Below are 26,350 nucleotides of genomic sequence, written 5' to 3' on the forward strand. Positions count from 1 at the left end.
GGTCATGCCCCAGAACTTCGGTTGGTTCGCGTATGCGCCCCGGTCAGGATCCACTTTCGCCCCGAGCGCCAAGGCGGTCCTGTACCAGGACTCCAACGTCTCACCCCGTCGGCTGGCCGCATCACGCTGCTTCGCCGCAGCCTCGGCCGTGGCCTTCGGGGGGCTGACACTCGTCGAGCCCCGCAGCCTGGGACTCGGGGCGAAGGCTGCCTACCGGATCACGACGGCGGCGCTCACCGGCGCGTACACCGCCGCCACCCTGCCCGTCGGGACCACGGTGGGGATGCCCGCTCGCTACACCGACGGGCCGCGCGGACATTCGATCCCCCTGGTCGACATCGGGCGCGGTTCGGCGGCGCTGGCCGCCGGCGGCCTCTCCCTGGGCCTGGCCGAACCGCTCGAGGCACTGGACACCCGCATCACGGACTGGCTCGCCGAGCGCGGGGTGCGCCGCCCGCGCTGGTGGATGGCCGGCGTCGGGGTGGCGATGGTGGCGGCCGGCTGGGCCTCCGACCGGGCCGAGGCCCGTGCCCTGCAGCACGCGCTGCAGCAGGGTGCGGATGAGTACACCGAGGACGGCGGCCACGGCCCCGTCGACCCCGCCGTCTCAGCCCTCCTGGACGCACTGCTGGTGCCCGGCGTCCCCGGTGCAGAGGCCTTGCGGCTCCAGCTGAAGACGGTGGAGCAGCAGGACGCGGGTGCCGGGTTCAGCACGGATGCCTTCCTGGTGGTCCACCCGGACACCCCGCGGATCACCCCGCGGACGCAGACCTGGCCGGTCAAGGCCCGGTTCCAACGCGGCGACGCCCTGTTCGAGATCGAGCTGCAGATCCACGATGGGCGGCTGGAATCGGTGTCCGTCATGCTGGCCGACGAGATGTACGGGCCGGACAGCCCGGTGGACCACGAGGCAGCCATCGAGTCGATCACCGCCTGGCCGGCCCCCGAGGAACTCGAGTTCACCACCGAGACGGCGGACCCCCTCGGCTGATCTGATGGTGACCGGCGCCCTGGCGTGATGAGCAACTGCTATCCATCCACCCCGTACTTCTTCAGAGACGTGAGCAGTCCCTTGAAGCGCTTCCGCCCCTCGTCGGTGGCCTGGACCACCGTGAGGGGATACCGGCCCTTGAGCTCCTTGCGGACCCTCACGAGATGGCGGTCGGCAAGATGGGAGACCGCTCGCGAGATGTCGGGGGTGTTCAGGCCCGTGAACTCCTGGATCGTGGCATAGTCCGACTCCTCGACCTGGACGAGGAAACCCAGAACCTTGAACCGGGGTGGAGTGAAGAGCGAGCGGTCGAATCCCCCGTCGCTCATCGAGGCCTCCTGAACATCAGGGCGACCAGCAAGCCGAACAGCACCATCGGCGCGGCGGGCGCCAGGTAGATGACGGCCTCCGATTCCGGCCGAATCCGATACAGGTTCCAGGAGGTCACGAACGTGATGACAGCGACGGCCATGGCGACGTAGTGCGTGTAGGACGGAATGCGCGGTTCATTGCGACGATTGATGCGGAAGGAGCGGAAGGCGATCATGCCGAGTGCGGCGAATCCGCTCAGCACCAGGCCAGCGCCATGTCCGAAGGCAGCCCCCAACCCTCCAACATAGGCGACCAGGGGTAGGCCCACCAGCAGGGTGATGTCTGCGACCGTCAACCTTCTCGGCGGTGCCGATGGGACCTCCGGCTCCTTCACCCGGCCCGTTGCTTCATTCATGGTGCGCCTCCTTCCACGTTCAGTCTGTGCAAGTAGTTGCAAATATGCAACGACAAACACGGGATTACAACTGAGTCACACGTTGTGGCCCCCGCTGACGCTGGACAGGGCCACTACGTGTGACTCAGTTGCTGGGGTCGCTGGGCTCAGAAGCCGATCTCGGCGCGCTGCTTCGTCTCCGCAGCGTGCTTGGCCTCGGCCTTGACCAGGATCTCGGCGGCGCGGACGCGGGGAACGATCGCGACCCCGTCGTCGTCCCCGAGCACCAGGTCGCCCGGATGCACCACCACGGTCCCGACGGCGGCCGCCACCCCGCCCACGAACGGCCCGTTGCGGTAGGGGCCGGCCGGCGTCGTGCCCCGGGCGAAGACCGGGAACCGCATCTGCTCGAGGTCCACCGCGTCCCGGACGCTGGCGTCCAGGACGAAGCCGACGCAGCCCTGGGCCATGGCCCGGCCGGCGATGAGCTCTCCGATGAGCGCCCGGTGGGTGGCCGCCTGGCCGTTGACCACCAGCACGTCACCGGGCTGCAGGGTGGGGATGGTCTCGTGGATGCCCAGGTTGTCCCCGCCGGCCACCGTCACGGGGACGGCACGGCCGGCCAGCTTCGCACCGGCGGAGGGCCACACGGACTGGATGCCGGAATCGACCACGTTGAGTCGGTCCATAGCGTCACCGACGTTGGCCACCGGCAGGGCGGCGAAGCGCTCGATCAGCTCGACCTCGGTCAGCTCAGCCAGCTCGCTCACAGGCTGTCCACCACGTTCGGGACCAGGCGCATGAAGGCCTCGGCCTGGCGGATCTCCTTGTTCCCGGTGACCTTGCGGGCATGGTTGCCGCGGTGCTCGGCGCGCTCGGCGTAGTAGGACTGCAGGTAGACCTGCGCCTTCATCTCGGCCATGGCGGCCTTCTTCTGCTCGAAGACGGCGGTGATGTCCACGAAGACAGACGGCATGAAGCCGCACAGTTCGGGCTGGTGGGGCTCGAAGACCAGGAACTCGCTCGGCGGGGCGGTCTTGAACCCGGACTCGACGCCGGCCCCCGAGGTCATCAGGCGGGCCTTCTGGACCATCTCGTAGGCGACCGGGTGGTCCGGGTTGAAGGGGTCCTTGTCCGGGTGGGTCAGCACCACGGTCGGGGCGAACTCGCGCATCAGGTCGGCCAGCCGCTCGATGTCCGAGTGGTCGTTGACCAGGGGGTAGTCGCCGAGATCAAAAGCTTCGAAGGAGGCGCCCAGGTGCTGGGAGGCCTTCTCGGCCTCCTGGTGGCGGATGCGCTTCACGTTCTCCTCGGTCTGTCCCTCCTCCTGCCACAGGACCCCGGACTCGCCGCGCTCACCATAGGTCAGGGCGACGACCTTGGCCTCGCCACCGGCCTTCACGAACGTCGCCACGGCGCCCGCGGCGCGCCAGACGAAGTCAGCGGAATGGGCCCCGACCACCAGGAGGCGGCCGGCGGAACGGTCGGAGGGGGAATCACTGGTCATGGTGGGGGTCCTTTCGGGGGTGTCAGCGCCGGTGCTTCGGGGCTGGATGCTCACTCTTGCTCCCAGCGTAGACACGAATCCGCAAAACTGCCAACAAAATTGTTGACAATCCAACTCACTACGGGGATAGTGACATGTGTTTCAGATCACCGCACGACGACCTCGACCGACGCCCCGTGACCAGATCCGAGAAAGGTTTCGATCCTTGCCTTCGAACCACCCCGTCGCTCCAGCCGCAGAGACGCCCCACTCACCGACGCCGCCAGCCGGCGCGGTAGCCCCCACCCCCGCCGAACAGCGCAAGGTCCTCGGCGCCAGCTTCGTGGGCACCGCCATCGAGTGGTACGACTTCTTCATCTACGGCTCGGCGGCGGCCCTGATCTTCGGGCCACAGTTCTTCCCGAGCGAAGACCCGATCGCCGGGACGCTCGCGGCCTTCGCGACCTTCGCAGTCGGGTTCATCGCCCGGCCGATCGGCGGGCTGCTCGCCGGCCACTTCGGCGACCAGATCGGCCGTAAGAAGATGCTGCTGATCACCATGCTGGTGATGGGCGGTGCCACCGTGGGCATCGGCCTGCTGCCGAACTTCGCGACCATCGGCGTCTGGGCGCCGATCCTGCTGGTGGTGCTGCGCTTCGTCCAGGGCCTGGGCGTGGGCGGCGAGTGGGGTGGTGCCGTCCTCATGGCGGTCGAGTACGCCCCACGGAACCGGCGCGCCCTGTTCGGCGCGTTCCCGCAGATGGGCCTGCCGGTCGGCATCATCGTGTCCAACCTGGTCTTCATCCTCGTCACGGCCACCCTCGCCCCGGAGGCCTTCGAGGCCTGGGGTTGGCGCGTCCCGTTCCTGGTCTCCGCCCTGCTGATCATCGTGGCCCTCTACCTGCGGTTCAAGGTCGAGGACTCCCCGGTCTTCCAGCAGACGCAGGAGAACGACGAGGTGCACCGCTTCCCGCTCGGCGAGCTGCTGCGTCACCACGGCTGGACCACCCTGCTCGCCGGCCTGGCCTCCGCGGCCTCCCCGGCCATCGGCTACCTCTACTCCGTGTACATGCTCTCCTACGGCACCGAGGCACTGGGCCTCCCCCAGCCCACCATGCTCTGGCTGATCGTCGGCGGTGCGGTGGTCCACCTGGTCACGGTGCTGCTGGGGGCCATGCTGGCGGACCGCTTCCGGCAGAAGTCCGTCTTCGTGGTCGGTGCGGCACTCGTGGTCCTGGGTGCGTTCCCGTTCTTCTGGCTCGTGGACACGGCACAGCCGGTGCTCATCCTGCTCGGCTTCGCCGTGCTCCTGCTCGCCCAGTCGTTCATGGCCGGCCCGCAGGCGGCCCTGGTGGCCGAACTGTTCCCCGCCAACGTTCGCTACTCGGGGGCCTCCACGGCCTACCAGATCGGCTCGATCATCGGCGGCGGGTTCGCCCCGCTGATCGCCACCAGCCTCTACGCCAGCTTCGGTGCCTCCTGGCCGATCTCGCTGTACATCCTGGCCCTCGGCGTGCTGGCGCTGGTGGCGATCCTGCCGCTGAGGACCGGCCGCTTCGACGCCTCCTGGGAGAGCTCGCGGTAACGGATCACGACGACGGCTCCCCGCCCAGGCGATGTTCCGTGCGGCGGAAGGACGCCTCAGGATTACTCGGCCCGGGGACCACAATTGACCCGACACGGCCATGCCGGCACCCGGAACGGTACCGACCGCCAGCCTCACCCTGAGCCTCGGCTCCCACCACCCATCGGAGGAACCATGACCGCCCAGCCCCTCGAAGACCTGCGCCAGACCCTGGCCGCGGACGGCTACATCCTGACGATCGACGAGTCCGGCGACCGGCTCGACGCCCGCATCCGTGCCGAGGACGGGGTCTGCGGGGACTGCCTGGTGCCGAAGAACCTGATGGCCGCCATGATCTCCAACGCCACCGGCACCGCCGCAGACTCCATCGACATCACCTACCCCACGGAGATCGGCGACGACGGCCAGCTGGTGTGAGTCTGGTCTGAGCGCGCCGCCGGCCGGGGGCTTTGCCCCCGGCCGGCGGTGAGTGGCGGTGTGTTCATCGGAGTGGCATCACTGCTCCACCCAGACCCGGTCATACAGGACCCCGCTGTTGACCACGAGGGCCGGGATGGGCGTGGTGAGTCCGGGGCCGTGGACGCCCTGACGGACCACCTGGGCCGGGGAGAAGGCCATGCCGAAGGGGCCGTAGGCCTCGTCGGAGATCATCTTCGCGGCCTGTTTGTACAGTTCGCCGCGCTCCTCCTGGTCCACGGTGGACGCGGCATTCGTCAGTACTTCATCGAGCTCGGTGTTCAGGTTCTCCTCCAGCGCCTGGGTCGCCGTCTCGGCGCCGTCCGGCAGCGGAGTGCCGCTGAACGGAGAGGTGGAGCCGAAGCGGACGGCCACGCCGATGCCGGCGGCGGGCTCCCATGCGCCCGCGGTCTGGAGCATGGACTCCCACTCGCCGCTGGTGAACTTGGTGATGACGTCGCCGAGGGGCTTGGAGTCGATCGTGACATCAATCCCGGCGTCCTGCCACTGGGTCTGCAGGGCGGTGGTGACCTGGCGGGCGGTCACGATGTCCGTGGTCCCCAGCTCCACCGTAAGCCCACCGATCTCCTCGACCAGCTCCCGGGCCTTCTCGGGATCGTAGGTGCGGTATCCCTCGACCTCGGGCTCGTAGAACAGGCCACCGGACGCGGTGAACGACTGCGACATGTCACCCTGTCCCCCGAAGAGCCCCTCATTGATGGCCTCGAAGTCCGTGGCGTAGTAGATGGCCTCCCGCGCCTTTTTGTCATCAATCGGCGCCTGACGCGTGTTCAGTTGGATCACATACGGAGAGGTCGGCGCACCGGGAGTGGTGGTCAGGTTCGGGTTCTCCTGCGCCTGCTCGATCAGCGTGACCGAGCTCAGGCCCTCGATCGCATCGCCCTGGCCGGCCTGCAACGTCTGATACAGCACCTGGTCGCCGCCCACAGACTGGAAGGACAACTCGTCCAGGTACGGCAGGCCGTCCTTGAAGTACTCCTCGTTCCGGGTCAGCTCCAGCCGTTCGGACAACCGGTTGGCGTCGACGGTGAAGGGCCCTGCCGCAACCGGCGCTTGACTGTACTGATCCGCGCCCATCTCCTGATACGCCGTGGGCGAGCCGATGAAGTTCAGGCTGGTGGAGGGCATGGCGTTGACGAAGGCACCGTTGGCCACCGAGAAGTGGACCTCGAAGGTGAGGTCGTCCACGGCCTGGACGGCCCCGAGCCGTTGCTCGATCACGGCCTCATCCACGTCCTCGGGCAGGGCCGCATAGAGGTCGTCCAGGAACTGCTGATCCAGGTCCGGCATGTCCCGCGTGAGATCGAGGTCCAGTTGGGGCGTACCCGTGCTGCCGGAACTCAGCGCACGGATCCAGTTCCACACCACCGCATCAGCGTTCAACGGGGATCCGTCCGAGAAGGTGATGCCCTCCCGCAGCTTCACCGTCAGGGTCAGCCCGTCCTCAGAGAATTCATAACTCTCGGCCTGGTTCGGCACGATCTCCGCGTTCTGGCCGTTCTCATCGGCCTCGAGGGTGAACAGTCCGCCGAAGATCGCCGAGTTCTGCGGCATGTTGGCGCCGACCGTGTTGGAGGTCGCCGGGTCCAGCCCCGTGGACCACCCACCGGCGAAACCGGCATCGAGCAGCACGGTCAGGTCACCGCCGGTCTGAGGCTCGCCCACGTTGGCGGCGGCTTCGGTGGCTTCGCCTTCCGCATTGGGCTCTCCCCCACCGCAACCAGCGAGGACGAGACTGAGGCTGGCCGCCAGGGCCAGGGTGCCGAGGAGCCCGCGGCGCGGACCCTTCTGGCGGGGCATGGTATTCATGACGACTCCCAAGAGGACGGTGATGGAGGATCAGCCAGAGTGATTCACGTCACATTGACTTCACGGAAGTCTGTCCCAGGTGGCCGGCAGCTACCATGCACCTTCCGTCGGACGAAAGGCGCTACGCGGGCATGGCAGCCCTGGCGCCCTCCGGATGCCCGTTGGTGGGCAGGCCGTCGTCGTCCAGGGGGAAATGACAGGCCACGAACCCGCCGCCCGAACACGGTTCCAGCTTCGGCTCCACGGCCGCACAGACGTCCTGGGCAAAAGGGCAGCGGGTGCGGAACCGGCACCCCGAGGGCGGATCCAGCGGGCTCGGGACGTCCCCGGGCAGGGTGATGGGGCGCTTGGCCACCCCGGTCTCCGGGTCGAGGCCGGGCACCGAGTCCAATAGGGCACGCGTATAGGGGTGGCGCGGCGTCTCATACATCCGGTCCGAGGGGGCGATCTCGGCCAGTTGGCCGAGATAGAGCACTGCGACCCGGTCGCTGACCTGCTTCACCGTGGCGAGGTCGTGGGCGATGAAGAGGTAGGACAGCCCCAGTTCCACGCGGAGCTTCTCGAACAGGTTGATCACCTGGGCCTGGATGAGGACGTCCAGGGACGAGATGGCCTCGTCGCAGATGATGACCGCCGGGTCCAGGGCGATGGCCCGGGCGATCGCGACGCGCTGAGCCTGTCCGCCGGACAATTCCATGGGCCTGCGCCGCAGGTAGGTGTCCGGGTCCAGGCCCACGAGGTCCAGGAGTTCCCGCACCTTCGCCCGACGTTCCTGCCGGCTCAGTGAGCGGTGGCTGTCCAGTGGTTCGGCCACCACGTCCTCGATCCGCCACCGCGGGTTCAGGGAGCTGAAGGGATCCTGGTAGACCATCTGGAAATTGGACCAGACCTTCTTCAGCTCTTTGCGGCTGAGCCCGGTGAGGTCCTCGCCCCCGAACACCACGGATCCCGACTTCGGCCGGTCGATCTGGATCACGGCACGGGCCAGGGTGGACTTCCCTGAGCCGGTCTCCCCCACGATCCCCAGGGTCTCGCCAGGCATCAGGTCGAACGAGATGTCGGAGACGGCATGGACCACTCCCTCCTTCACTCCTCCGGGTCCCCGGCTCTCGAACTCCTGGACGATGTTCCTGACGGACAGCAACGGTTCGCTCATGACTCAGTCTCCTCTCGGGGATCGCCGGTCACCGGATGCCAGCACGCGTACCAGTGGCCGGCGTCATGCTCCAGCAGCGCCGGCGCCGTGACACAGGTCTCGGTCGCCCGGACGCATCGCGGCCGGAACGGGCAGTCCTCGATCTGCTGGGAGGGATCCGGCGGGTGCCCGCCGATGACGGTCAGGGCCGAGTGGGATGGCCGGGACACCTGGGGAATGGCTTCCAGGAGGGCGCGAGTATACGGCATCCTGACGTTGGCGAACAGTTCCGAGGTCTCGGCCTGCTCCACCACCTGGCCGGCATACATGACGAGAACCTCGTCGGCATAGCTGGCCGCCAGTCCCAGGTCGTGGCTGATCATGATGACCGCGGTCCCCAGCCGCTCGCGCAGGTCCACCAGCAGTTCCATGATCTGGGCCTGGGTGGTCACATCCAAGGCCGTGGTCGCCTCGTCCGCGATGAGGACCTTGGGGTCGGAGGCCAGCGCGATGGCGATCATGACGCGCTGGCGCATGCCGCCGGACAGCTGGTGCGGAAACTGGTGGAACCTCTTCTCGGGGGCCGGCAGTCGCACCAGTTTGAGAAGTTCGACGGCCCTCTCCGCTGCCTCCTTGCGGCCGATCGTTCGATGGGTCCGGACTGATTCCACGATCTGCGCACCCACCGACATGGTCGGGTTCAACGAGCGCGCCGGGTCCTGGAAGACCATGGAGATCTCCTGGCCCCGCACCAACCGCATCTTCCGGTCACTCAGGCCCACCAGTTCCTTGCCGTCGAGGTCCGCGGACCCCGAGACCTTGGCGCTGGGCGGCAACAGGCCCATCAGGGCGCGGACGGTGACGGACTTGCCCGAGCCCGATTCACCGATGATGGCCAGCATCTTCCCGGGCCGGACGTTGAAGGACACTCCCTTGGCGGCCCGGATGCGCTTGCCGGCCCGCGTGAACGTGACCTGCAGGTCTCTGACCGTGAGGATCGGCTTGTCTCCGATCCCGTCGGTGATGGCCGGATCTGGTGTGATAGTCATGGTCGTGCTCATCGCCCACTCATCTCGTCGCGGATGTTCTCACCCAACAGGTTGAAGGACAGCACCGTGGCCAACAGGGCCAGGCTGGGCCACAGCACCAGCAGTGGTGTGGCGGACATCGATTGCTGGCCCTCGAAGATCATGTTCCCCCAGCTCGGTGCGGGCGGTGGGATGCCGAGGCCGAGGAAGCTCAGGGCGCCCTCCGTCACGATCACGATGCCCATGCCGAGCATGGCGAAGTTCAGCATCTGCGGGGTGATGTTCGGCGCCACGTGCCTCAGGAGGATGCGCCAGGCCGGGCTTCCGCTGAGCTCGGCGGCCTGCAGGTACGGCATGGTCATCACCCTCAGCGTGGCCGAGCGGGCCACTCGGGCCACGGCCGGGATGCTGAAGGCGGACAAGGCCAGGATGGTGTTCGGGATACTCGGGCCCAGGGCCTGGGCGATGAAGATGGTGAGGACCAGGGAGGGGAAGGCGATGAACACGTCCAGGACGCGCATGATGAGGTTGTCCACCCGGCCGCCGACATAGCCGGACAAGGCGCCGATGCCCCCACCGACGGCGAGGCCGATGAGGTTGACCGAGATGGCCACGATCAGCGACGACTGGCCACCGTGCAGCAGCCGGGCCAGGACGTCGTTGCCGTTGATGTCCGTGCCCAGCAGGTGGCCGGGGCTGCCCGGCGGCAGGGCGCTTTCCAGGATGCTGCCGCCGACCGGGGCCGGAACGGGAAACACGTACGGGGCCACGAAGCAGGCCAGCAGCAGCAGGCTGACGAAGGCCACCGGCAGGCCGACCACCAGCCGTTGGCGCAGGCGGCCCCAGCGCAGGTCGGAATCGTCGTGGACTTCGGGCAACGCGGCGAGGACCGCGGGGGCTTCAGTGACTGCCATAACGGATCCTTGGGTCGAGGACGGCGTACATCAGGTCGACGACGAGGTTGGCGAGCACGGCCACGGCCGCGAAGATGAACACGCACATCTGCACCACGGCCACGTCCTGGGACATCGCACCCTCGAGCATCATCATGCCCATCCCCGGCATCGCAAAGATCTGTTCGATGATGACCGTGCCACCCACCAGGGTGCCGATGTTCAGGCCCACGATGGTCAGCAGTCCGAAGGAGGAATTGCGGAAGGCATGGAGCCAGAGGACCAACCCGGGGCGGACGCCCTTGGACCGGGCTGTGTCCACGTAGTCGGCGGAGTTCATCTGCTCGACGAGGTCGCCGCGCAGGAAACGGGTATAGAAGGCTGCCAGGGGGACGGCCAGTGCCAGGACCGGCATGGCGACCGATCTCAGGTTGGGCACCAGTCCGTCCTCCAGGGGGACGAACCCGATGGCGGGCAGCATCTGCAGCGTGATGGCGAAGACCAGGACGAGCAGCATGGCCAGAACGAAGTTCGGAATGGCCAGCATGGTCATGGCGACCACCATGGTGGCCCGGTCGAACAGTCCGCCGGGCTTGCGTGCGGCCATCAGGGCCACCGGGATCGCGATCCCGAGGGAGACCACGAAGGCGAGGACGACCAGCTCCAGGGTGACGGGTGCGCGATCGGCGATCATGTCCGCCACCGACTGGCCGCTGACGGAAGACTGACCGAGATCGCCGCGGAAGAGGCCGAAGAGCCAACCGAAATATCGCTCCGGGGCGGGCCGGTCCAGGCCCATGCGCTGGCGCACGGCCTCGACCTGCTCCTCGGAGGCATCCATGCCGGCCTGGTTCCGAGCCGGGTCCCCGGGCATCATCTCCAGCAGCACGAAGACCAGGACACTGATGGCCACCAGCAACGGAATGGTCATGAGCAGGCGACGGCCGAACAGCCTGAGCAGGGGCGAGCCGCTGCCGGTGCCCCGAGCGGCCCCGCGTGCCTGCCTGCCGGGCGGTTTGGTCCCGTCTGGCCGGGCCGCGTGGGGGTGGACGGCGGTGTCAGTCACTGTTCAACCCACACGCGCTCGTAGATGACCCCGGGATTGACCGCCAGGGCAGGAATCGGGGTGGTGAGCCCGGGGCCATGGACGCCCTTGCGGACCACCTGGGCCGGGGAGAAGGCGATACCGAAGGGACCATATGCCTCGTCCGAGATCATCTTCGCGGCCTGCTGGTAGAGCTGTTCACGTTCCTGTTCGTCCACCGTTCCGGCGGCGTCCTGGATGACCTGGTCCAGGTCGGTCTGCAACCCACCCGCCAGGGCCTCGGCCGCGGTGCTGGCGCCCTCCGGCAAGGGGGTCCCGCTGTACGTGGAGGTGGAGCCGAAGCGGACGGCCACCCCGATGCCGGCGGCCGGGTCCCATGCGCCCGCGGTCTGGAGCATGGACTCCCACTCCCCGGTGCCGAACTTGGTGATCACGTCACCGAGGGGCTTGGAGTCGATCGTGACGTCGATCCCGGCCTCCTGCCACTGGGTCTGCAGCGCCGTGGTGACCTGGCGGGCGGTCACGATGTCCGTGGTCCCCAGCTCGACCTTGAGCCCGCCGATCTCCTCGACCAGCTCCCGGGCCTGCTCGGGATCGTAGGTGCGGTACCCCTCGACCTCCGGCTGGTGGAACAGGCCACCGGACGCGGTGAACGACTGCGACATGTCACCCTGCCCGCCGAACAGTCCCTCGTTGATGGCCTCGAAATCCGTGGCGTAGTAGATCGCCTCCCGCGCCTTCTTCTCATCGAACGGCGCCTTGCGCGTGTTCAGCTGGATCACGTACGGGGAGGTCGGCGCCCCCAGGGTGGTGGTGACCTGTGGATTGGATTGAGCCTGCTCGATCAGGGTCAGCGAGCTCAGGCCCTCGATCGCATCGCCCTGGCCGGCCTGCAACGTCTGGTACATGACCTGGTCTCCGGCCACGGACTGGAAGGACAGCTCGTCCAAGTACGGCAGGCCGTCCTTGAAGTACTCGTCGTTCTTGTCCAGGTCCAGACGCTCACTGATGCGGTTGGCCTCCACCGTGAACGGCCCCGCCGCCACGGGGGCCTGACTGAACTCCTGGGCACCCATCTCCCGATACGCCGTCGGCGAGGCGATGAGGTTCAGGTTGTTGTAGGGCATGGCGTTCACGAGGGCGCCGTTCGCGGTGGCGAGCTCGATCTCCAACGTCACGTCATCCACGGCACGGATGGCTCCCAGCCGCTGCTCGATCAACTCCTGGTCCACGTCCTCAGGCAGGGCCGCGTAGAGGTCGTCCAGGAACTGCTGGTCCAGTTCCGGCACCGGCAGGTCCTGGGCCAGGTCCAGTTGCGGGGCTCCTGTGCTCCCCGAGCTGAGGTTGCGGATCCAGTTCCACAGGACGGCCTCAGCATCCATGGGCGTCCCGTCCGAGAAGGTGATGCCCTCCCGGAGCTTCACCGTCAGGGTCAGCCCGTCCTCCGAGAACTCATAGCTCTCGGCCTGGTGGGGCACGATCTCCGCGTTCTCACCGTTCTCATCCGCCTCGAGGGTGAACAGTCCGCCGAAGATCGCCGAGTTCAGCGACTGATTCGCCCCCACCGAGTTGGAGGTGGCCGGGTCCAGCCCGGTGTCCCAGCCGCCGGAGTACCCGGCGTCCAGCAGCACCGTCAGGTCACCGCCGGACTGGGGTTCACCCGCCGCGGCTTCCCCGTTGTCCGAGGCGTTGGTGCCGGCATCCCCGGCTCCGCAGCCGGCGAGGACGAGGCCCAGGCTCGCCGCCAGGGCGACGGTTCCCAGGACCCCGCGGCGCGGGCCCTTCTGGCGTGGTCTACAGCTCATGACGACTCCCCACAGTGGTGGACGACAGGACCGGGATGTGACCTACAGCACATCTCGCTTACGAGAAGTCTGGCCCAGTCAGAGAGTCGCTCACAGGTGAATTCCATCGGGTGAAAGCCAGTCGGAAGCCATCAGGGCAGGTGGCCGGTCAGCCCTCTCCCAGCCAGCGCAGCGCGTTGCGTGAGCTGATGTCCTCCCACTGCTCCGCAGGCAGGTCCATGTCACGCAGGGTCTTGGCCACCGGGTCCTCGCGGAGCATCGCGGGGAAGTCCGATCCCACCAGCAGCCGGTCGGCTCCGAGCAGGTCGATGAGATAGCGCAGCGCCCGGTGGTCGAAGACCATCGAGTCGTAGTAGAACCGCCGCGCGATCTCCAGAGGCGAGGGGCCGTCGTCGTGCATCACGGCCCGGTCCAGGTCCACCGGACCCTCATTCCAGGCGCCGCCCCAGAAGTAGTTGGCCCGCGGCAGCATCATGGCGAAGCCGCCGGCGGCATGGCTGAACGAGATGCGCAGGTCCGGGCAGGCGGCGGCCGTGCCGCCCAGCACCATGGAACCGGCCGCGAACATGCCCTCCACCCCCACGACATAGGTCCCCATGGCGGACGTCGGCAGCCGGTTCATGTGTGAGGGCATGGCGTGGACGAACACGGACAGGCCGAGCCGTTCGGCCTCCTGGAAGAAGCCCAGGAACCTCTCGTGCCCGATCGAGTCCCCCAGGATGTTCGAGGCGATCTCGACGCCGGCCAGGCCCGCCTCCTTGATCGCGGCCAGTTCGCCGGTGGCGGCGTCCGGGTCCTGCAGCGGCACCATGCCGAGACCGGTCAGCCGGTCCGGGTCATGGCCGCACAGTTCCGCGGTGAAGTGATTGACGTGCTGGGCCAGGGCCAGGCCGTCAGCGGGAGGGAGGTCGTACTTCAGCAGCGGCGGCATCGGGCTGACCACCTCCCGGTCCACGCCCGAGGCGTCCTGCGCCTCGAGGCGCCGTTCAGCGGCGAAGAACACGTCCTTGGCCCGGAACCGCATCTCGCCGAAGGCCAGGGTGCGGTCCGTGGAGCCCGCCACGGACTCCATGGAGGGGAAGCAGGACGGGGCGTCCTCGGGGTAGCCGTCTGGCAGCACGTGGGCATGGGCGTCAATGATCATGGGGATGTCCTTCTCCCGTTCGGGGATGACTCAGTGGCTCGTGGTCAGGAGGTGCGGCGCCACCACTGGATCAAGGGTTCGGCCGAGATGGGGTTGGACGGTGACGTGGATGGCGCTCTTGTCCTCGCGGTCTCCGGCGAGGGTCTCGATGGCCTCGGCCACCTGTTCCAGGCCGAAGGTGTGGGTGTGCAGGCGTTCCAGCGGGAAGCGTCCGGATTCCAGCAGGGCGATGGCCTTCTCGTTGGCGGCAGCGTCCACGCCGTAGGCGCCCCGGACGGTGAGTCCCCGGTTGATCAGCAGGTCCGTGCTGAGGGGGATCTCGCCACCGCCCTTCAATCCGGCCAGCACCACGCGGCCGCCGTGGCGGACGACCTTCAGGGCGTCCGTGACCGGTCCCGCCGCCATGGGAGTCAGGTCCAGCGAGACATCCGCCATCCGGCCCCCGGTGATCTCCGTGACGGCCTCGACGATGTCCCGTCCGTCCGGCCCGTCCACCACCACGGTGTGGTCCGCGCCCAGCTCCGCGGCGACGGCCAGCTTGTGCCGGTCGGACTCCAGCCCGGTGATGATGACCGTGCGGGCGCCGGCGGCCTTGGCCGCCATCACAGCGGCCAGCCCTCGCTGGCCGGCCCCGAGGACCACGAGGGTGTCCCCCAGGCCGACCTCGCCCAGGTCCACCGCCCAGCGGACTCCGGCTCCCAGGGGGTTGTACATGGCAGCGATGTCGATGGGTAGGGATGGGTCGACCTTGTGCATCACCGCGTTGGGCGCGAGGTACAGGTACTCGGCAAAACCACCGTAGAGGGACGGCTCCACGTCCACCGGGGTGACGCCATGGCCGTTCTGCTTGTGGCGGCAGGCCTGGTAGCGGCCCACGAGGCAGTCGGCACAGGACCGGCACGGCACGATCACCTCGAGGGCCACGCGGTCACCCACCTGGACGCCCCACCGTTCGGCAGCACGTTCGCCGAGCTCTTCGATGATGCCCAGCGGCTCGTGCCCGGGAATGAAGGGCGGCCTCGACCTGCCTTGGAGATGGCCGCGGAAGATCTCCACGTCCGAACCGCAGATACCGTTGGCCTCGACCCTCATCAGGCCATCGTCCGGGCCGATCACCGGCCGGGGGAACTCCCGGATCTCGAGGGCGCTGGGACCGGTCTGGACCACGGCCCTCACGGTGTCCGGCAGGTGGTCATGCAAACGCTGAGTCATCGTCAGTCTCTCCTTAGCGGGCCACGGTGGCCACGGGCGGGGTGGCGGGGCCGCTGCGCCCGAAGGGGCCGCCGTCCACCGCCAGGATCTGGCCGGTGATCCACCGGGCTTCGTCGCTGAGCAGGAAGGCGGCGGCATGGGCGATGTCCCAGGCGCTGCCCTCCTTCTTCAGGGTGGTGCTCTCCCGGCGGGCCTCACGGAAGCGCTCGTCCATATTGGCGGCGGCGAAGGAGCCCCAGATGGCACCCACCTCGATGCAGTTGACGCGGATCCCCTGCGGCCCGAGCGTGGAGGCCGCTCCCACGCTGAAGTTCTCCAGGCCGGCCTTGGCCACGCAGTACGGCATGCCGGGTCCGCGAGCGCTCACCCCCACGGAGGAGATGTTGAGGATGGCGCTGCCCGGCGGCAGATGGGGCACCGCGTGGCGAGTGACGGACCAGGCGGAGGTGAAGTTGATGTTCATCAGTTCGTCGAGCCGTTCGGGGGTGACCTCGAAGATCCCTGCCCGGTCTCCGCTCGCCACGTTGTTCACCAGGGTGTCCAATCCGCCGAGGAGTCCGGCGGCCTCGGTCACGGCCTGCTCACACGCGGCATCGGTGGTCACGTCCGCGGTCAGGGCGTGGGCCGTGCCGCCCTCGGCCGTGATCCGGTCGACGGTGCGCTGGGCCGCCTCCGCGCTGCGGTCCAACACCACCACGGACGCGCCGCGGGCCGCCAGGAGCCGGGCGATGCCGTACCCGACGCCGGGCAGGTCCCCATTCTGTCCGGCCCCCGTGATGAGGGCTCGGCGCCCGGCCATCCGGGCGGTCCCCCGGGCGGCCAGCGGATCCTCCAGCGGTGTGCCGGTCAGGCGTTCCTCGACGTCAGTGCTGGTCATCGATCATCCTTCTGTGGTGACGTGCCGGTGGGTTGCGGTGTTCCGGTGGTGATGGCCACGGGTTTCCCGGACCAGTCGGCGAAGTACCGCACCACCATGGAGATCCCCGCGTTGCGGGACCCCGCCACGGCCACGATCATGGAGGCCGGGTCAGCGATGGTGCGTTGGAACTGGTCCGGGTCTGTGGTGTCCCTGTTGTCGCCGGTGGCCCCCGGGAACCGGACTCCGTTCTCGTTGGCCCGGTCCTTGCCCACAGAGGCCAGCTGGCCCTTGGTGCGTCCGGAGTGTTCGGCGAGCCACGCCGCCACGTCGGCACGGGAGAACCCGGCCTTGGCCAGCTGGTTGGCGTGCTCGGGGCACAGCACCACGCCTGCTCCGGCGTTCCGGAAGATCCACGGGCCGGAACGGCCGATGGTGTCGGCGAAGTCGGCGAGCAACTGCTCCGGATCGGACGTATGCCGGTTGTCCACGAACTCGCTGGTGCGCAACAACGTGGAGGTCACGGCGTTGCCGCTGACCCCGAGGTCTTCCGCGAGGGGGGCCCAGGGGCTTTCCTCCTCGTTCTCCGCGAGGCAGATGGACCACCGTCCGGGCAGGCCTTGCGTGGCCTGTTCGAGCTCGTGCGGGCGGATCCCGTACACGTTGCGGACAGTGAGGCCGATGGCCCTGGCCACGGTGGCATTGGCCCGGAAGCCGGGCCCGAACACCCCTCCGGTGCTGTTGAATCCGAGTTCCTGGCGCAGCGGTCCGTTGACGATGATCAACGGGGCCGGTCCACTGGTGGACTGCCAGCCGCCGCCACCGGTGGTCCGCTCCTGGGAGAGCGCCTGCCAGGCGGCCAAGACCACCGGGAAGTACTCCGGCCGGCATCCGGCCATGGCCGCGTTGATGGCCAGCAGTTCGACCGTCACGGTGCGGTCGACCTGCTTCAGGTGGCTGAGCACCTCGCCTGCGGGGCGGCCAGCGGCCGCGAGGAACCGGTCCACGAGGTCCTGGGTCGCCGGGACCACGGGCAGCCCGTCCGTCCAGCCCTGCTCGTAGGCGTGTTCGATCGCGCTCTGGGCGGCGGCCGGGTCCAGAGACTGAACGTGCTGCTCGTGCTGAACGGACGCCGCTGTCATGCTCGCACCTCGCGGTCCGGGTCCGTCAGGGTGGACAGGATCTCCGGCAGCAACAGGCGAGCGCGTTCCCGCACCTGTTCCTCGGTCAGTACGGCCATCGGGTGCTCGGTCCGGATCCACTCGTAGTCCGGTGCCCCCTGCACGCCGGCCATGGTGCGGCCGGTGATGTCGAAGGCGTCGGTGAGGACCACGGCGGCCGGCAGGCCGGCCCGCTCGAAGTTGATCCCATCCGCCACGGCGGCGGCACTGCAGGAACCACAGTCACCGACTCCGGTGACCACCACGTCGCACGACTCCCGGTAGCGGGAGACGATCTCCTCGTCCACGGGGATGGAGAAGTTCTTCTTGGTCTCCACGATGCCGACGGACGCGGCACCGTGCTCCTCCACGAGGAGTTCCCCCACCACGGTCAGGAACAGCAGGGCGTTGTGCTTCGTGTTGTCCAGCAGCCCGACCCGGGCCCCGGCCAACGACGCCGGCCGGGGCGCCAGCTCCGGAGTCGGACGGTCCTGCGGGTCGGCTGGGCCTGCAGCCGACCCCGCGGGCTGGGCCCCCCTGCCGGTGGGATCGAGGATGGTGTGGGTCATGGACGCGCTCCTACTGCTCGTGGACGATGATGCCGCGGATGTTGCGGCCGGCCAGCAGATCCTCATAGGCCGTGTTCACCTCGTCGAGGGTGTACTTCCGGGTGATGAGCTCCTCGAGCTTGAGGTCCCCGGTCCGGTAGAGGCCCAACAGCTTCGGGATGTCATACAACGGGTTGCAGTCACCGAACAGGGCCCCGCGGATCTGCCGCTGGTAGCTGATGAGCAGTCCGGCATGAATGGTCACGGCCTGCTCGTTCAGGTGGCCCACCGAGGTGATGGTGAGCTTGCCGCCCTTGCCGGTCATCGCGATGCCCGCATTGGCCATCTCCTGGGTGACGGCGTCCGCAGTGATGATGACCTTGTCAGCCAGCTGCCCCCAGGTGGTCTCCACCACGAAGTCATGGGCCTCCTGGGCCGTGGCGAACGCATGCGTGGCCCCGAACAGCTCGAGCGCGGACTCCCGCTTGAAGGCCACGGGATCCACGACGATCACGTTCTTGGCCCCGGCGTAGCGGGCCCCCTGGACCGCATTGGAGCCCACACCGCCGGCTCCGAAGATCACCACGGTGTCCCCCGCGCGGACCTCGGCCGCATAGACGGCGGATCCCCACCCGGTGGGGACGCCGCAGCCCACGAGCGCACCGAGCTCGAACGGGATGTCATCCGGCAGCGGGACGGCGGCGTACTCGGAGAGCACCGTGTACTGGGAGAACGTGCCCAGGGTGCAGAATCCGCCGACGTCCTCTCCGTCACCGTCGTGGAACCGGAAGGTGTCGTCCAGGAACATGCCCGTCCCGGCATTAAGCCCCTTGACGCACATGTTCTGGTGCCCGGTCGAGCACGGTCGGCAGTAGCCGCAGGCCGGGATGTAGGCGCAGACCACGCGGTCCCCCGGCTTCACCCGGGTGACGCTCGGGCCGACCGACTCCACGATGCCGGCCCCCTCGTGACCACCCACGATCGGGAAGCGGACCGGGGCGTCCCCGGCGGTGATGTGGTGGTCCGAATGGCACAGGCCGGAGGCATGGAGCTTGACCCGGACCTCGTGCTCCTTCGGCGGGTCCAGTTGCAGGTCGGTGACCTGCCAGCCGTCGTGGGGCCCCCGGGCGACGGCCGCCCTCGTGGTGAGGGTGGCACCGCCGGTCAGGGCGCTGGTGGACTGCTCGCTGGCCGCAGTGGGCGTGGTGATAGCCATGATGTCGTTCTGCCTTTCGTTCAGTGGGCCGCGGGCGTGGCGCCACGCATCGAGACGGTCTTGATCTGCGTCCAGTTGAGGACGGCATCGGCGCCCATGGTCCGGCCGAAGCCGCTGCTCTTGTAACCCCCGAAGGGGCCGCCGATGACGCCGGCGCCCAGGGCGTTGTTGACGCCCACCTGGCCGGCCTGCAGCGCCCGGGACATCCGGACGGCGGTGCCCACGTCCTGGGTCCACACGGACGCGACCAGCCCGTAGTCCACGCCGTTGGCCACTTCGATGGCCTCCTGCTCGTCATCCACCGGGATGACCGAGAGCACGGGACCGAAGATCTCCTCCTGGGCGATTCTCATGTCCGGGCTGACGTTGTCGAAGAGGGTGGGGTTGACGAAGAATCCGTTACCGTAGTCGGCGCCGGAGGGCGCGTCACCCCCCACAACCACGTCAGCGCCGCCGGCCCTACCCGCCTCGATGTATCCCCTGACCCGCTCGTGCTGGCGGCCGTTGATCAACGGGCCCATGTTCACCTGCTGGTGCCAGGGGCCCACGGTGACCTTCTGCAAAGCCTCGGCCAACCGCTCGACCACTTCCTGGTGGACGCTGCGGTGCACCACCACCCGGGAGCCCGCGGCGCAGATCTGCCCGGTGTTCAGGGTGATGCCGGTGGCGATCGCGGGTGCGGCCACGGCGAGGTCCGCGTCCGGGAAGATCACCTGGGGTGACTTCCCGCCCAGTTCCAGGTGAAGGGGGATGAGGTTCAGGGCACAGGACTCCATCACGAGTGAGCCAGTGGCCGGTGAGCCGGTGAATCCCACGCGCCGGATGCCGGGATGCCTCGGGATGGCGGCGCCGGCCTCGGATCCGAGGCCGGTGACCACGTTGATCACGCCGGCCGGGATCCCGGCGTCCATGGCGAGCCGGGCCAACGCCAGGGGTGCCAGGGGTGCATCTTCGGCCGGCTTGATGACGATGGTGTTGCCCGCGGCGATCGCCGCGGCAACCTCGTTGGTGAACATCGGTCCGGGCGCATTCCACGGGATGATGGCCCCGACCACGCCGTAGGGCTCGCGCAAGGTGAAGCCGAGGACATCCGGCGAATAGGTCGGCAGAGAGACGCCCTGGACCTTGTCCGCCTGGCCGGCGATGAAGCGGATCATCCCTGCCAGGGGCGAGGGCCCCCAGTGGGGACGGCCGACGTCGCGGGATTCCAGCTGGTCCAGGATCTGGGCGTTCTCCTCCACCAGGGATGCCCAGCGCAGCAGCAGCCCGGCCCGAGCCGTTGCATTCGTGTCACGCCAGCCCGGCAGGGCGCGCTCGGCGGCCTGGACGGCGGCATCCACGTCTTCAGCGTTGCTCCGGGGCACCCGGCCCAGGAGGTCGCGATCGGCCGGGTTGATGACGTCGATGGTCTCGCCGGAGGCGGCGGGGACCCATTCCCCGCCGATCAGCTGGACGTTGTCTGCCAGCAGCGGGGTGTCGAGGGTGGCCTGGGGATCGATGACTGCGGTCATGGTGTTCTCTTCCGTCTCGGGCGCTGGCTCAGTGGTCGATGGTGATGATGCCGCGGATGTTCTTGCCGTCGAGCATGTCCTGGTAGCCCTCGTTCACCTGGGCCATGGAGTATCGGTTGGTGATCAGCTCGTCGAGCTTGAGCTTGCCGTTCTGGTACATGCTGACCAGGCGGGGCACGTCATGCAGGGGGTTGCAGCCTCCGAAGATGGCGCCCTGGATCCGGCGTTGGAAGCCGATCAGGGCACCCGGGTGCTCCTTGATGGACCCGTTGCCGACGGCGGTGATGGTCACCTGGCCGGATTTGCCGACGATGTTGATGGCGTCATGGATGACCTGGTCATGCAGGCTGCCGACCGTGATGATGGCGTGGTCGGCCAGTTCACCCCAGGTGGCCTCGATGACGAAGTCCGTGGCCTCCTGCGCCGTGGCGAACACCTGGGTGGCCCCGAACTCGAGGGCCTTGTCCCGCTTGAACTCCACCGGGTCCACCACCACCACGCGATTGGCGCCGGACATGGCCGCACCCTGGACGGCGTTCATGCCGACCCCGCCGGCGCCGAAGATGACCGCGGTCTGCCCGACCTGGACGCCGGCGGCGTGGACGGCCGAACCCCATCCTGTGGGGACTCCGCAGCCCACCAGGCAGGCGACGTCGAAGGGGAGGTCCTTCGGGATAGGGATCACGGAGTACTCGGAGACCACCGTGTGCTGGGAGAAGGTCCCCAGCACACAGAGGCCGCCGAAGTCCACGCCGTCCTGGTGGAAGCGGAAGGTACCGTCCGGGAATTCTCCGGTGGCGGCGTTCTTCCCGGAATCACACAGGTTCTGGTGACCCGTGGAGCAGTAGCGGCAGGAGCCACAGGCCGGGATGAAGGAGCACACCACGTGGTCTCCCACCTGCACGCGGGTCACGCCCTCGCCCACCGCATCGATGATGCCGGCACCTTCATGCCCGCCCACCACGGGCATGCGCATGGCGGCATCACCCTTCTGGATGTGGTCGTCCGAATGGCACATTCCCGCGGCCATCATCTTGATGCGGACCTCGTTGGCCTTCGGTTCGTCGAGGTCGAGTTCGGTGACTTCCCAGGGCGTTCCGGGTTCGCGGCATACGACCGCACGAGTCTTCATGCTCAAGGGGTCCCTTTCTGGCAGGTGGCGCCGAGGACGAGGCGCCGGCGGGTGAGGTGGGCGCATCACCGGATTCAGACACCGGTGGTGCAGCTGCCTCCACGGTGCTCCGTCCGCCGGCACGCTGCCACGGGCTTTCCGCCGCATGGAAGGATTCACCGTGATCAGGGTCACAATCCCAGCCCGCAGGGCCCCGCCGGGCCTCCGTCTTCTACCGCGTGGAAACCGGGATGACCCCAGGGGCCAGTGGGGATTGACTACTGCATGACCGGACCATCACCGGTCGATGCCACCACCTGCCGGCCCCAGACCCGGCCTCCCCTCTCGAGAACCTGAAGAGAAGTAGGACGCACCGTGATGAACAAGTTCCGCACCGATCTCCACGAGCACCTGGATGCTGTCTGGGACGGTGCCTCGATCGCCGTCGGCGGCTTCGGCAGTTCCGGGCGCCCGGACGCCCTGCTCAACGCCCTGTCCGACCTCGGCAAGAAGGACCTGCACCTCTACGTCAACAACGTGGGTGACGATTTCACGGGCATCGGCCGGCTCGTCATGGAGGGCCGGGTCCGCCGACTGACCGGGTCCTTCCCCGTGCTGCCCGAGTTCTACGACGAGTACTTCGCGGGCCGCGTTGAGCTGGAGCTGATCCCGCAGGGCACCCTGGCGGAGCGCATGCGGGCCGGTGGCGCCGGCATCGCCGCCTTCTTCACGCCCTCCGGTGCGGAGACCATGCTCTCGGACGGGACGTTCCCGGCCTCCTATTCCGGGGGGACCCCGGGCGACCTGTTGCCGGCGAAGGAGGAACGGGTGTTCGACGGACGGGCCCACGTCCTCGAGTACGGCATCAGGGCGGACTTCGGCCTGGTCAAGGCGCAGCAGGCCGATCCCAAGGGCAACCTCCGCTTCCACCTCTCCGCCCGCAACTTCAATCCGCTGGCAGCCATGTCCGGGCGGACGACCTTCGTGGAGGTCGAACGGCTGGTGGACACCGGGTCGCTGGACCCGGACGACATCCACCTCCCCGGGGTCTTCGTGGACCACGTGGTGATGACTGCAGCACCCATCCCGGCCGACCTGCCCCGGCGGGCCGCCTCGCTCCAGAAGGGCTGACCATGTCCATGACCAAAACCGAATCGCCCCGGATCACCGGGCGCACGCGGGACGAGATCGCCCAGCGTCTGGCCGCGGACCTGGTGGACGGATACACCGTCAACCTCGGGGTGGGCATCCCGCTGGCGGTGCCCCAGCACATTCCCGCGGACCGGGAGATCTTCCTCCAGTCCGAGAACGGGATCCTGGGTCTCGGACCCGCACCCGAGCCCGGCACCGAGGATCCGGACCTGACCAACGCCGGGAAGCAGCCGACCAGCATGATCCCCGGCGGGGCCATCGTGGACTCGGCCACGTCCTTCGCGATCATCCGCGGCGGCCACCTGGACGTGACCATCCTGGGCGCACTGCAGGTGTCCGAGACCGGTGACCTGGCCAATTGGTACGTCCCGGGCCGCAACCCCGCCGTAGGCGGTGCCATGGACCTCGTGGCCGGGACCCCTCAGGTCTGGGTCTGCATGGAGCATGTGGACCGCAAAGGTCAGTCCAAGCTCGTCCAGGAGTGCACCTTCCCGCTGACCGGCCGCGGCGTCGTCACCCGTGTCTACACGGACCTGGCGGTCTTCCACCTGATCGACGGGGTGCTGACGCTCGTCGAGTGCGCCCCCGGCGTCACCCCGGAGGACGTCCGGCTGCAGACCGAGGCCGACTACGTCGAGGCAGTCCCGGCATGAGCACCGGGTCCCCTCCGGACGCCGGTGCGCCGTCCCTGCAGCAGTGGCAGGACCTGGCCGCGATCGACGTCCACGTCCACGTCCATCGTTCGGTGAAGGACGACGCCGGCCCGGTCGAGTCCGGCGAGCAGATGGGCGAGTACTTCGGGATCGGCACGATGCACGGATACACGGTCCCCGAGCTCGCCGCCTACTACCGCGAGCGCCGCATGGCCGCCGTCGTCTTCACCGTGGACTCGATCTCCGCCACCGGTGACGAGCCCGTTCCGGGGAACCGCGAGATCGCCGAACTGGTAGCCGAGCATCCGGACGTACTGGTGCCGTTCGCCAGCATCGACCCGGCCCGAGGCGCGGCCGGCGTGCGGGAGGCACGGATCCTTGCTCGCGACTACGGTGTGCGCGGCTTCAAGTTCCATCCCGGCGTCCAGGGGTTCTGCCCCGACGACCGGTCGGCCTACCCCCTGTACGAGGTGATCGAGGAGTTCGGCCTGATCTCGCTGTTCCACACGGGACAGACCGGGGTGGGCGCCGGCTCCCGCGGTGGGGGCGGAGTGCGGCTGAAGTACTCCCACCCGCTGGCCATCGACGATGTGGCGGCGGACTTCCCGGACATGGACATCATCATGGCCCACCCGTCCTTCCCGTGGCAGGACGAGGCCCTGTCCATCGCCCTCCACAAGCCGCGGGTCTACATCGACCTCTCCGGCTGGTCCCCCAAGTACTTCCCGCCACAACTGGTGCAGTATGCAGACACCCTGCTCAAGCACAAGGTGCTGTTCGGCTCGGACTTCCCGGTCATCACCCCGGAGCGGTGGATGGAGGCCTTCGAGCAGCTGCCCCTGCGGGACTCCGTGAGGCCCTTGATCCTCCGGGAGAATGCCGCCCGGCTGCTCCAACTGCCCGGCACCGCCACTGCGCCCGGCTCACCGTCCACCCCCTGAACTGCCAGCCGGCACCTCCGGCACCATCGAGAGGATCTCCCATGCAAGAACTCACCGGTCGCGTTGCCGTCATCACCGGCGGTAGCAGCGGCATCGGCCGCGGTATCGCCCTCGCCTGCGCCCGTGCGGGCATGACCGTCTACGTCACCGGACGCAGCACGGACCATGTGGCCGAGACCCAGGCGGAGTTCTCCGCTCGGGGCCTCGAGGTCGCCACCCTCCAGGTGGACGTGACGGACCTGGCCGCCATGCAGCAGGCGGCTCAGCGCATCGAGGCCGAACAGGGACGCGTGGACCTGCTGGTCAACAATGCCGGGATCGGCCTGACCGGAGCTGTCTCGGACGCCACTCCCGCCGACTGGGATTGGTTGATCGACGTGAACATCAAGGGCGTGGCCCACGGCATCCAGGCCTTCCTGCCGGCCATCCGCCGGCATGGCCACGGCGGGCACATCGTGAACACCTCGTCCATGGCAGGGCTGATGCCAGTGGTGGCCGGTCTCTACTCGATGTCAAAGGCCGCGATCATCGCCCTGTCCGAGGCCCTGCACATCGAGTTGCTGGCCGAGGGCATCGGCGTCTCGGCCTACTGCCCCGGGCCCACTCATTCGAACATCGCCTCCTCGGTGGCCAAACGGCCTGCCGAGTACGGCGCCTCCGGATATACCGCCCCCGGCCCGGAGGCCACCGCCTTCCAGCTGACGCAGCCGTACATGAGTGCGGAGGAGGCCGGCGAGAGGGTCCTCGAGGGGGTCCGCCGCGGTGACATGTTCATCCTCACGCACCCCGAGTTCAAGGCCGGGGTGGTGCAACGTCACCGCGCGATCGAGGAGTCCTTCCCCGACGAGCCGCTGCACGAGGAACGGAAGGCCGCCATCCCGTTCCTGCTGTCCTCACCCGTCTATGACCAGGAGCGCCGGAAACCGGCACCGGAGCACGCGCCGACCCGGTAGTCCCGAGGGTCCGATCGGGACGGCAGCCGCCGGTCGGACGACCGAAGCGCTCGTCCTCGGCGGAACCGCGCAGGCGCGATGTCAGCCCCGCAGGCGCGCCCCGATCTCCTGGAATTTCCGGGCCATGGCCTCGTCGTTCCAGGACCACACGTCGTCGCCGCGCAGCACGGCGTCAGCGCCGCCGTCACAGTAGATGGTCTGGCCCGTGCAGTGGGTGTTCTCCACGGAGGTCAGCCAGATCAGCAGGTGCGCGATGCTCTCCGCACCTTGATGGGAGTTCAGTGGCATCGGCACGTAGGCGTCGGTCATGGCACGGCCCTGCTCGCTGGCCAGCAGGTCCTTGGTCATCGGTGTGACAACGGTGCCGGGCGCGACCGCGTTCAGCGGGATGCCGGCGCCGCCCCACGCCGTGGTGGGAGCCTCTCGGCGCACCCAGCGGGAGATGGCGCGCTTCGACGACGGATAGATGGGGTTCGACTCGGGCGACGCGTCTGCGAGCGAGCCCGCGATCGACAGGGCCTGCTCCTCGTCACCGGCGAGCATGGCGTCGACCAGAGCGGTGGAGACGGGCTGCAGCGAGGCCATGGAGGAGACCAGGGCGACGCGCGGCGCCTCGGACCTACCCAGAGCGGGCAGCAGCGCCTCGAGGAACTCGGCCATGCCGAAGAAGTTCACCGCGACGGTCACGGGTTTCATCACGGAGAGGCCGGCGCACGGGATCACGGCGTCGACGGTTCCCCCGGCGAGCTGCACTGCCTCCCCGGCAGCCGCGCGGCGGCCCTCGTGGCTCGAGAGATCGCCGGCGACTTCGACGCCCTTCAGGTCGACGCCGATGACGGTCTCCCCGCGCTCGCGAAGGATCTCGGCGGTGACTTTGCCGATGCCGGAGGCGGCGCCGGTGATGACGTAGGTGCGGGACATGGTGGTGGCCTT

General features: G+C 68.4%; 26 protein-coding genes. 7 read left to right on the plus strand and 19 right to left on the minus strand.

Going from position 1 to position 26,350, the window contains the following annotated elements; all coding sequences use genetic code 11:
- Positions 1-4 precede the first annotated feature (4 nt).
- On the plus strand, positions 5-991 hold the full coding sequence (locus ACFFIO_RS04605) for a hypothetical protein (protein ID WP_378040406.1): 987 nt from the start codon (positions 5-7) through the stop codon (positions 989-991).
- A 38-nt stretch (positions 992-1,029) separates the two neighbouring features.
- Here ACFFIO_RS04605 and ACFFIO_RS04610 read toward each other — a convergent pair whose 3' ends face one another.
- From ACFFIO_RS04610 to ACFFIO_RS04625, 4 genes are all read right to left on the minus strand, one after another.
- Positions 1,030-1,320: a transcriptional regulator gene (locus tag ACFFIO_RS04610; protein WP_378040407.1), complete on the minus strand. Its 291-nt coding sequence runs from the start codon at positions 1,318-1,320 to the stop codon at positions 1,030-1,032.
- Positions 1,317-1,718 carry a hypothetical protein gene (locus ACFFIO_RS04615; protein WP_378040408.1) on the minus strand — a complete coding sequence of 134 codons (402 nt, stop codon included), beginning with the start codon at positions 1,716-1,718 and terminating at the stop codon, positions 1,317-1,319. Before ACFFIO_RS04615 ends, ACFFIO_RS04610 begins: the two co-directional genes overlap by 4 nt.
- A 146-nt stretch (positions 1,719-1,864) precedes the next feature.
- Positions 1,865-2,467: an RraA family protein gene (locus ACFFIO_RS04620; protein ID WP_378040409.1), complete on the minus strand. Its 603-nt coding sequence runs from the start codon at positions 2,465-2,467 to the stop codon at positions 1,865-1,867.
- A complete protein-coding gene (locus ACFFIO_RS04625; RefSeq protein WP_378040410.1) occupies positions 2,464-3,204 on the minus strand; it encodes a PIG-L deacetylase family protein in 741 nt (246 codons plus the stop codon). Before ACFFIO_RS04625 ends, ACFFIO_RS04620 begins: the two co-directional genes overlap by 4 nt.
- Positions 3,205-3,409: 205 nt before the next feature.
- Here ACFFIO_RS04625 and ACFFIO_RS04630 point away from each other — a divergent pair, with 205 nt between their 5' ends.
- Together ACFFIO_RS04630 and ACFFIO_RS04635 are read left to right on the plus strand one after the other, a co-directional pair.
- Entirely contained in the window at positions 3,410-4,768 is a 1,359-nt protein-coding gene (locus ACFFIO_RS04630) for an MFS transporter (RefSeq protein ID WP_378040411.1), read from the plus strand.
- A 174-nt stretch (positions 4,769-4,942) separates the two neighbouring features.
- Positions 4,943-5,185, plus strand: coding sequence for a hypothetical protein (locus ACFFIO_RS04635; RefSeq protein WP_378040412.1), 243 nt, complete (start codon positions 4,943-4,945; stop codon positions 5,183-5,185).
- Between the two features lie 78 nt (positions 5,186-5,263).
- Here ACFFIO_RS04635 and ACFFIO_RS04640 read toward each other — a convergent pair whose 3' ends face one another.
- From ACFFIO_RS04640 to ACFFIO_RS04705, 14 genes are all read right to left on the minus strand, one after another.
- Entirely contained in the window at positions 5,264-7,054 is a 1,791-nt protein-coding gene (locus ACFFIO_RS04640; protein WP_378040413.1) for an ABC transporter substrate-binding protein, read from the minus strand.
- Between the two features lie 121 nt (positions 7,055-7,175).
- Positions 7,176-8,210, minus strand: coding sequence for an ABC transporter ATP-binding protein (locus ACFFIO_RS04645; protein WP_378040414.1), 1,035 nt, complete (start codon positions 8,208-8,210; stop codon positions 7,176-7,178).
- Positions 8,207-9,238 (minus strand): ABC transporter ATP-binding protein, encoded by a 1,032-nt coding sequence (locus tag ACFFIO_RS04650; RefSeq protein WP_378040415.1) that lies wholly within the window; start codon positions 9,236-9,238, stop codon positions 8,207-8,209. Before ACFFIO_RS04650 ends, ACFFIO_RS04645 begins: the two co-directional genes overlap by 4 nt.
- Before the next feature lie 8 nt (positions 9,239-9,246).
- Entirely contained in the window at positions 9,247-10,131 is an 885-nt protein-coding gene (locus ACFFIO_RS04655) for an ABC transporter permease (protein WP_188805426.1), read from the minus strand.
- Positions 10,118-11,176, minus strand: coding sequence for an ABC transporter permease (locus tag ACFFIO_RS04660; protein ID WP_378040416.1), 1,059 nt, complete (start codon positions 11,174-11,176; stop codon positions 10,118-10,120). The genes ACFFIO_RS04655 and ACFFIO_RS04660 overlap by 14 nt, the downstream gene beginning before the upstream one ends.
- Positions 11,173-12,960: an ABC transporter substrate-binding protein gene (locus ACFFIO_RS04665; protein WP_378040417.1), complete on the minus strand. Its 1,788-nt coding sequence runs from the start codon at positions 12,958-12,960 to the stop codon at positions 11,173-11,175. The genes ACFFIO_RS04660 and ACFFIO_RS04665 overlap by 4 nt, the downstream gene beginning before the upstream one ends.
- 148 nt (positions 12,961-13,108) lie before the next feature.
- Positions 13,109-14,104 carry an amidohydrolase family protein gene (locus ACFFIO_RS04670; RefSeq protein WP_378040418.1) on the minus strand — a complete coding sequence of 332 codons (996 nt, stop codon included), beginning with the start codon at positions 14,102-14,104 and terminating at the stop codon, positions 13,109-13,111.
- A gap of 30 nt (positions 14,105-14,134) precedes the next feature.
- A complete protein-coding gene (locus ACFFIO_RS04675; RefSeq protein ID WP_378040419.1) occupies positions 14,135-15,316 on the minus strand; it encodes a zinc-dependent alcohol dehydrogenase in 1,182 nt (393 codons plus the stop codon).
- A 13-nt stretch (positions 15,317-15,329) separates the two neighbouring features.
- Positions 15,330-16,193 (minus strand): SDR family NAD(P)-dependent oxidoreductase, encoded by an 864-nt coding sequence (locus ACFFIO_RS04680; protein ID WP_378040420.1) that lies wholly within the window; start codon positions 16,191-16,193, stop codon positions 15,330-15,332.
- On the minus strand, positions 16,190-17,314 hold the full coding sequence (locus ACFFIO_RS04685; protein WP_378040421.1) for a hypothetical protein: 1,125 nt from the start codon (positions 17,312-17,314) through the stop codon (positions 16,190-16,192). Before ACFFIO_RS04685 ends, ACFFIO_RS04680 begins: the two co-directional genes overlap by 4 nt.
- The gene (locus tag ACFFIO_RS04690) at positions 17,311-17,901 is read right to left on the minus strand and encodes a UGSC family (seleno)protein (protein WP_378040422.1); all 591 of its coding nucleotides are present in this window, start codon (positions 17,899-17,901) and stop codon (positions 17,311-17,313) included. Before ACFFIO_RS04690 ends, ACFFIO_RS04685 begins: the two co-directional genes overlap by 4 nt.
- Positions 17,902-17,911: 10 nt before the next feature.
- Positions 17,912-19,096: an NDMA-dependent alcohol dehydrogenase gene (locus tag ACFFIO_RS04695; RefSeq protein ID WP_378040423.1), complete on the minus strand. Its 1,185-nt coding sequence runs from the start codon at positions 19,094-19,096 to the stop codon at positions 17,912-17,914.
- A gap of 20 nt (positions 19,097-19,116) precedes the next feature.
- Positions 19,117-20,607: an aldehyde dehydrogenase family protein gene (locus ACFFIO_RS04700; protein ID WP_378040424.1), complete on the minus strand. Its 1,491-nt coding sequence runs from the start codon at positions 20,605-20,607 to the stop codon at positions 19,117-19,119.
- A 28-nt stretch (positions 20,608-20,635) separates the two neighbouring features.
- The gene (locus tag ACFFIO_RS04705) at positions 20,636-21,739 is read right to left on the minus strand and encodes an NDMA-dependent alcohol dehydrogenase (RefSeq protein WP_159548723.1); all 1,104 of its coding nucleotides are present in this window, start codon (positions 21,737-21,739) and stop codon (positions 20,636-20,638) included.
- 357 nt (positions 21,740-22,096) lie between these two features.
- Here ACFFIO_RS04705 and ACFFIO_RS04710 point away from each other — a divergent pair, with 357 nt between their 5' ends.
- Genes ACFFIO_RS04710 through ACFFIO_RS04725 form a run of 4 tightly spaced genes read left to right on the plus strand, consistent with a single transcriptional unit; the run spans position 22,097 to position 25,417 of the window.
- Complete coding sequence (locus ACFFIO_RS04710; protein ID WP_378040504.1) at positions 22,097-22,849, plus strand: CoA transferase subunit A; 753 nt, start codon at positions 22,097-22,099, stop codon at positions 22,847-22,849.
- An 8-nt stretch (positions 22,850-22,857) separates the two neighbouring features.
- Positions 22,858-23,523, plus strand: coding sequence for a 3-oxoacid CoA-transferase subunit B (locus ACFFIO_RS04715; protein WP_378040425.1), 666 nt, complete (start codon positions 22,858-22,860; stop codon positions 23,521-23,523).
- Positions 23,520-24,464, plus strand: coding sequence for an amidohydrolase family protein (locus ACFFIO_RS04720; RefSeq protein WP_378040426.1), 945 nt, complete (start codon positions 23,520-23,522; stop codon positions 24,462-24,464). The genes ACFFIO_RS04715 and ACFFIO_RS04720 overlap by 4 nt, the downstream gene beginning before the upstream one ends.
- A 41-nt stretch (positions 24,465-24,505) precedes the next feature.
- Positions 24,506-25,417: an SDR family NAD(P)-dependent oxidoreductase gene (locus ACFFIO_RS04725; protein ID WP_378040427.1), complete on the plus strand. Its 912-nt coding sequence runs from the start codon at positions 24,506-24,508 to the stop codon at positions 25,415-25,417.
- An 81-nt stretch (positions 25,418-25,498) separates the two neighbouring features.
- On the opposite strand, the gene ACFFIO_RS04730 is transcribed toward ACFFIO_RS04725, so the two are convergent.
- On the minus strand, positions 25,499-26,338 hold the full coding sequence (locus tag ACFFIO_RS04730) for an SDR family oxidoreductase (RefSeq protein WP_378040428.1): 840 nt from the start codon (positions 26,336-26,338) through the stop codon (positions 25,499-25,501).
- Positions 26,339-26,350: the final 12 nt, after the last annotated feature.

The sequence above is a fragment of the Citricoccus parietis genome (assembly GCF_042433045.1).
GTDB classification, from domain to species: Bacteria; Actinomycetota; Actinomycetes; order Actinomycetales; family Micrococcaceae; genus Citricoccus; species Citricoccus parietis.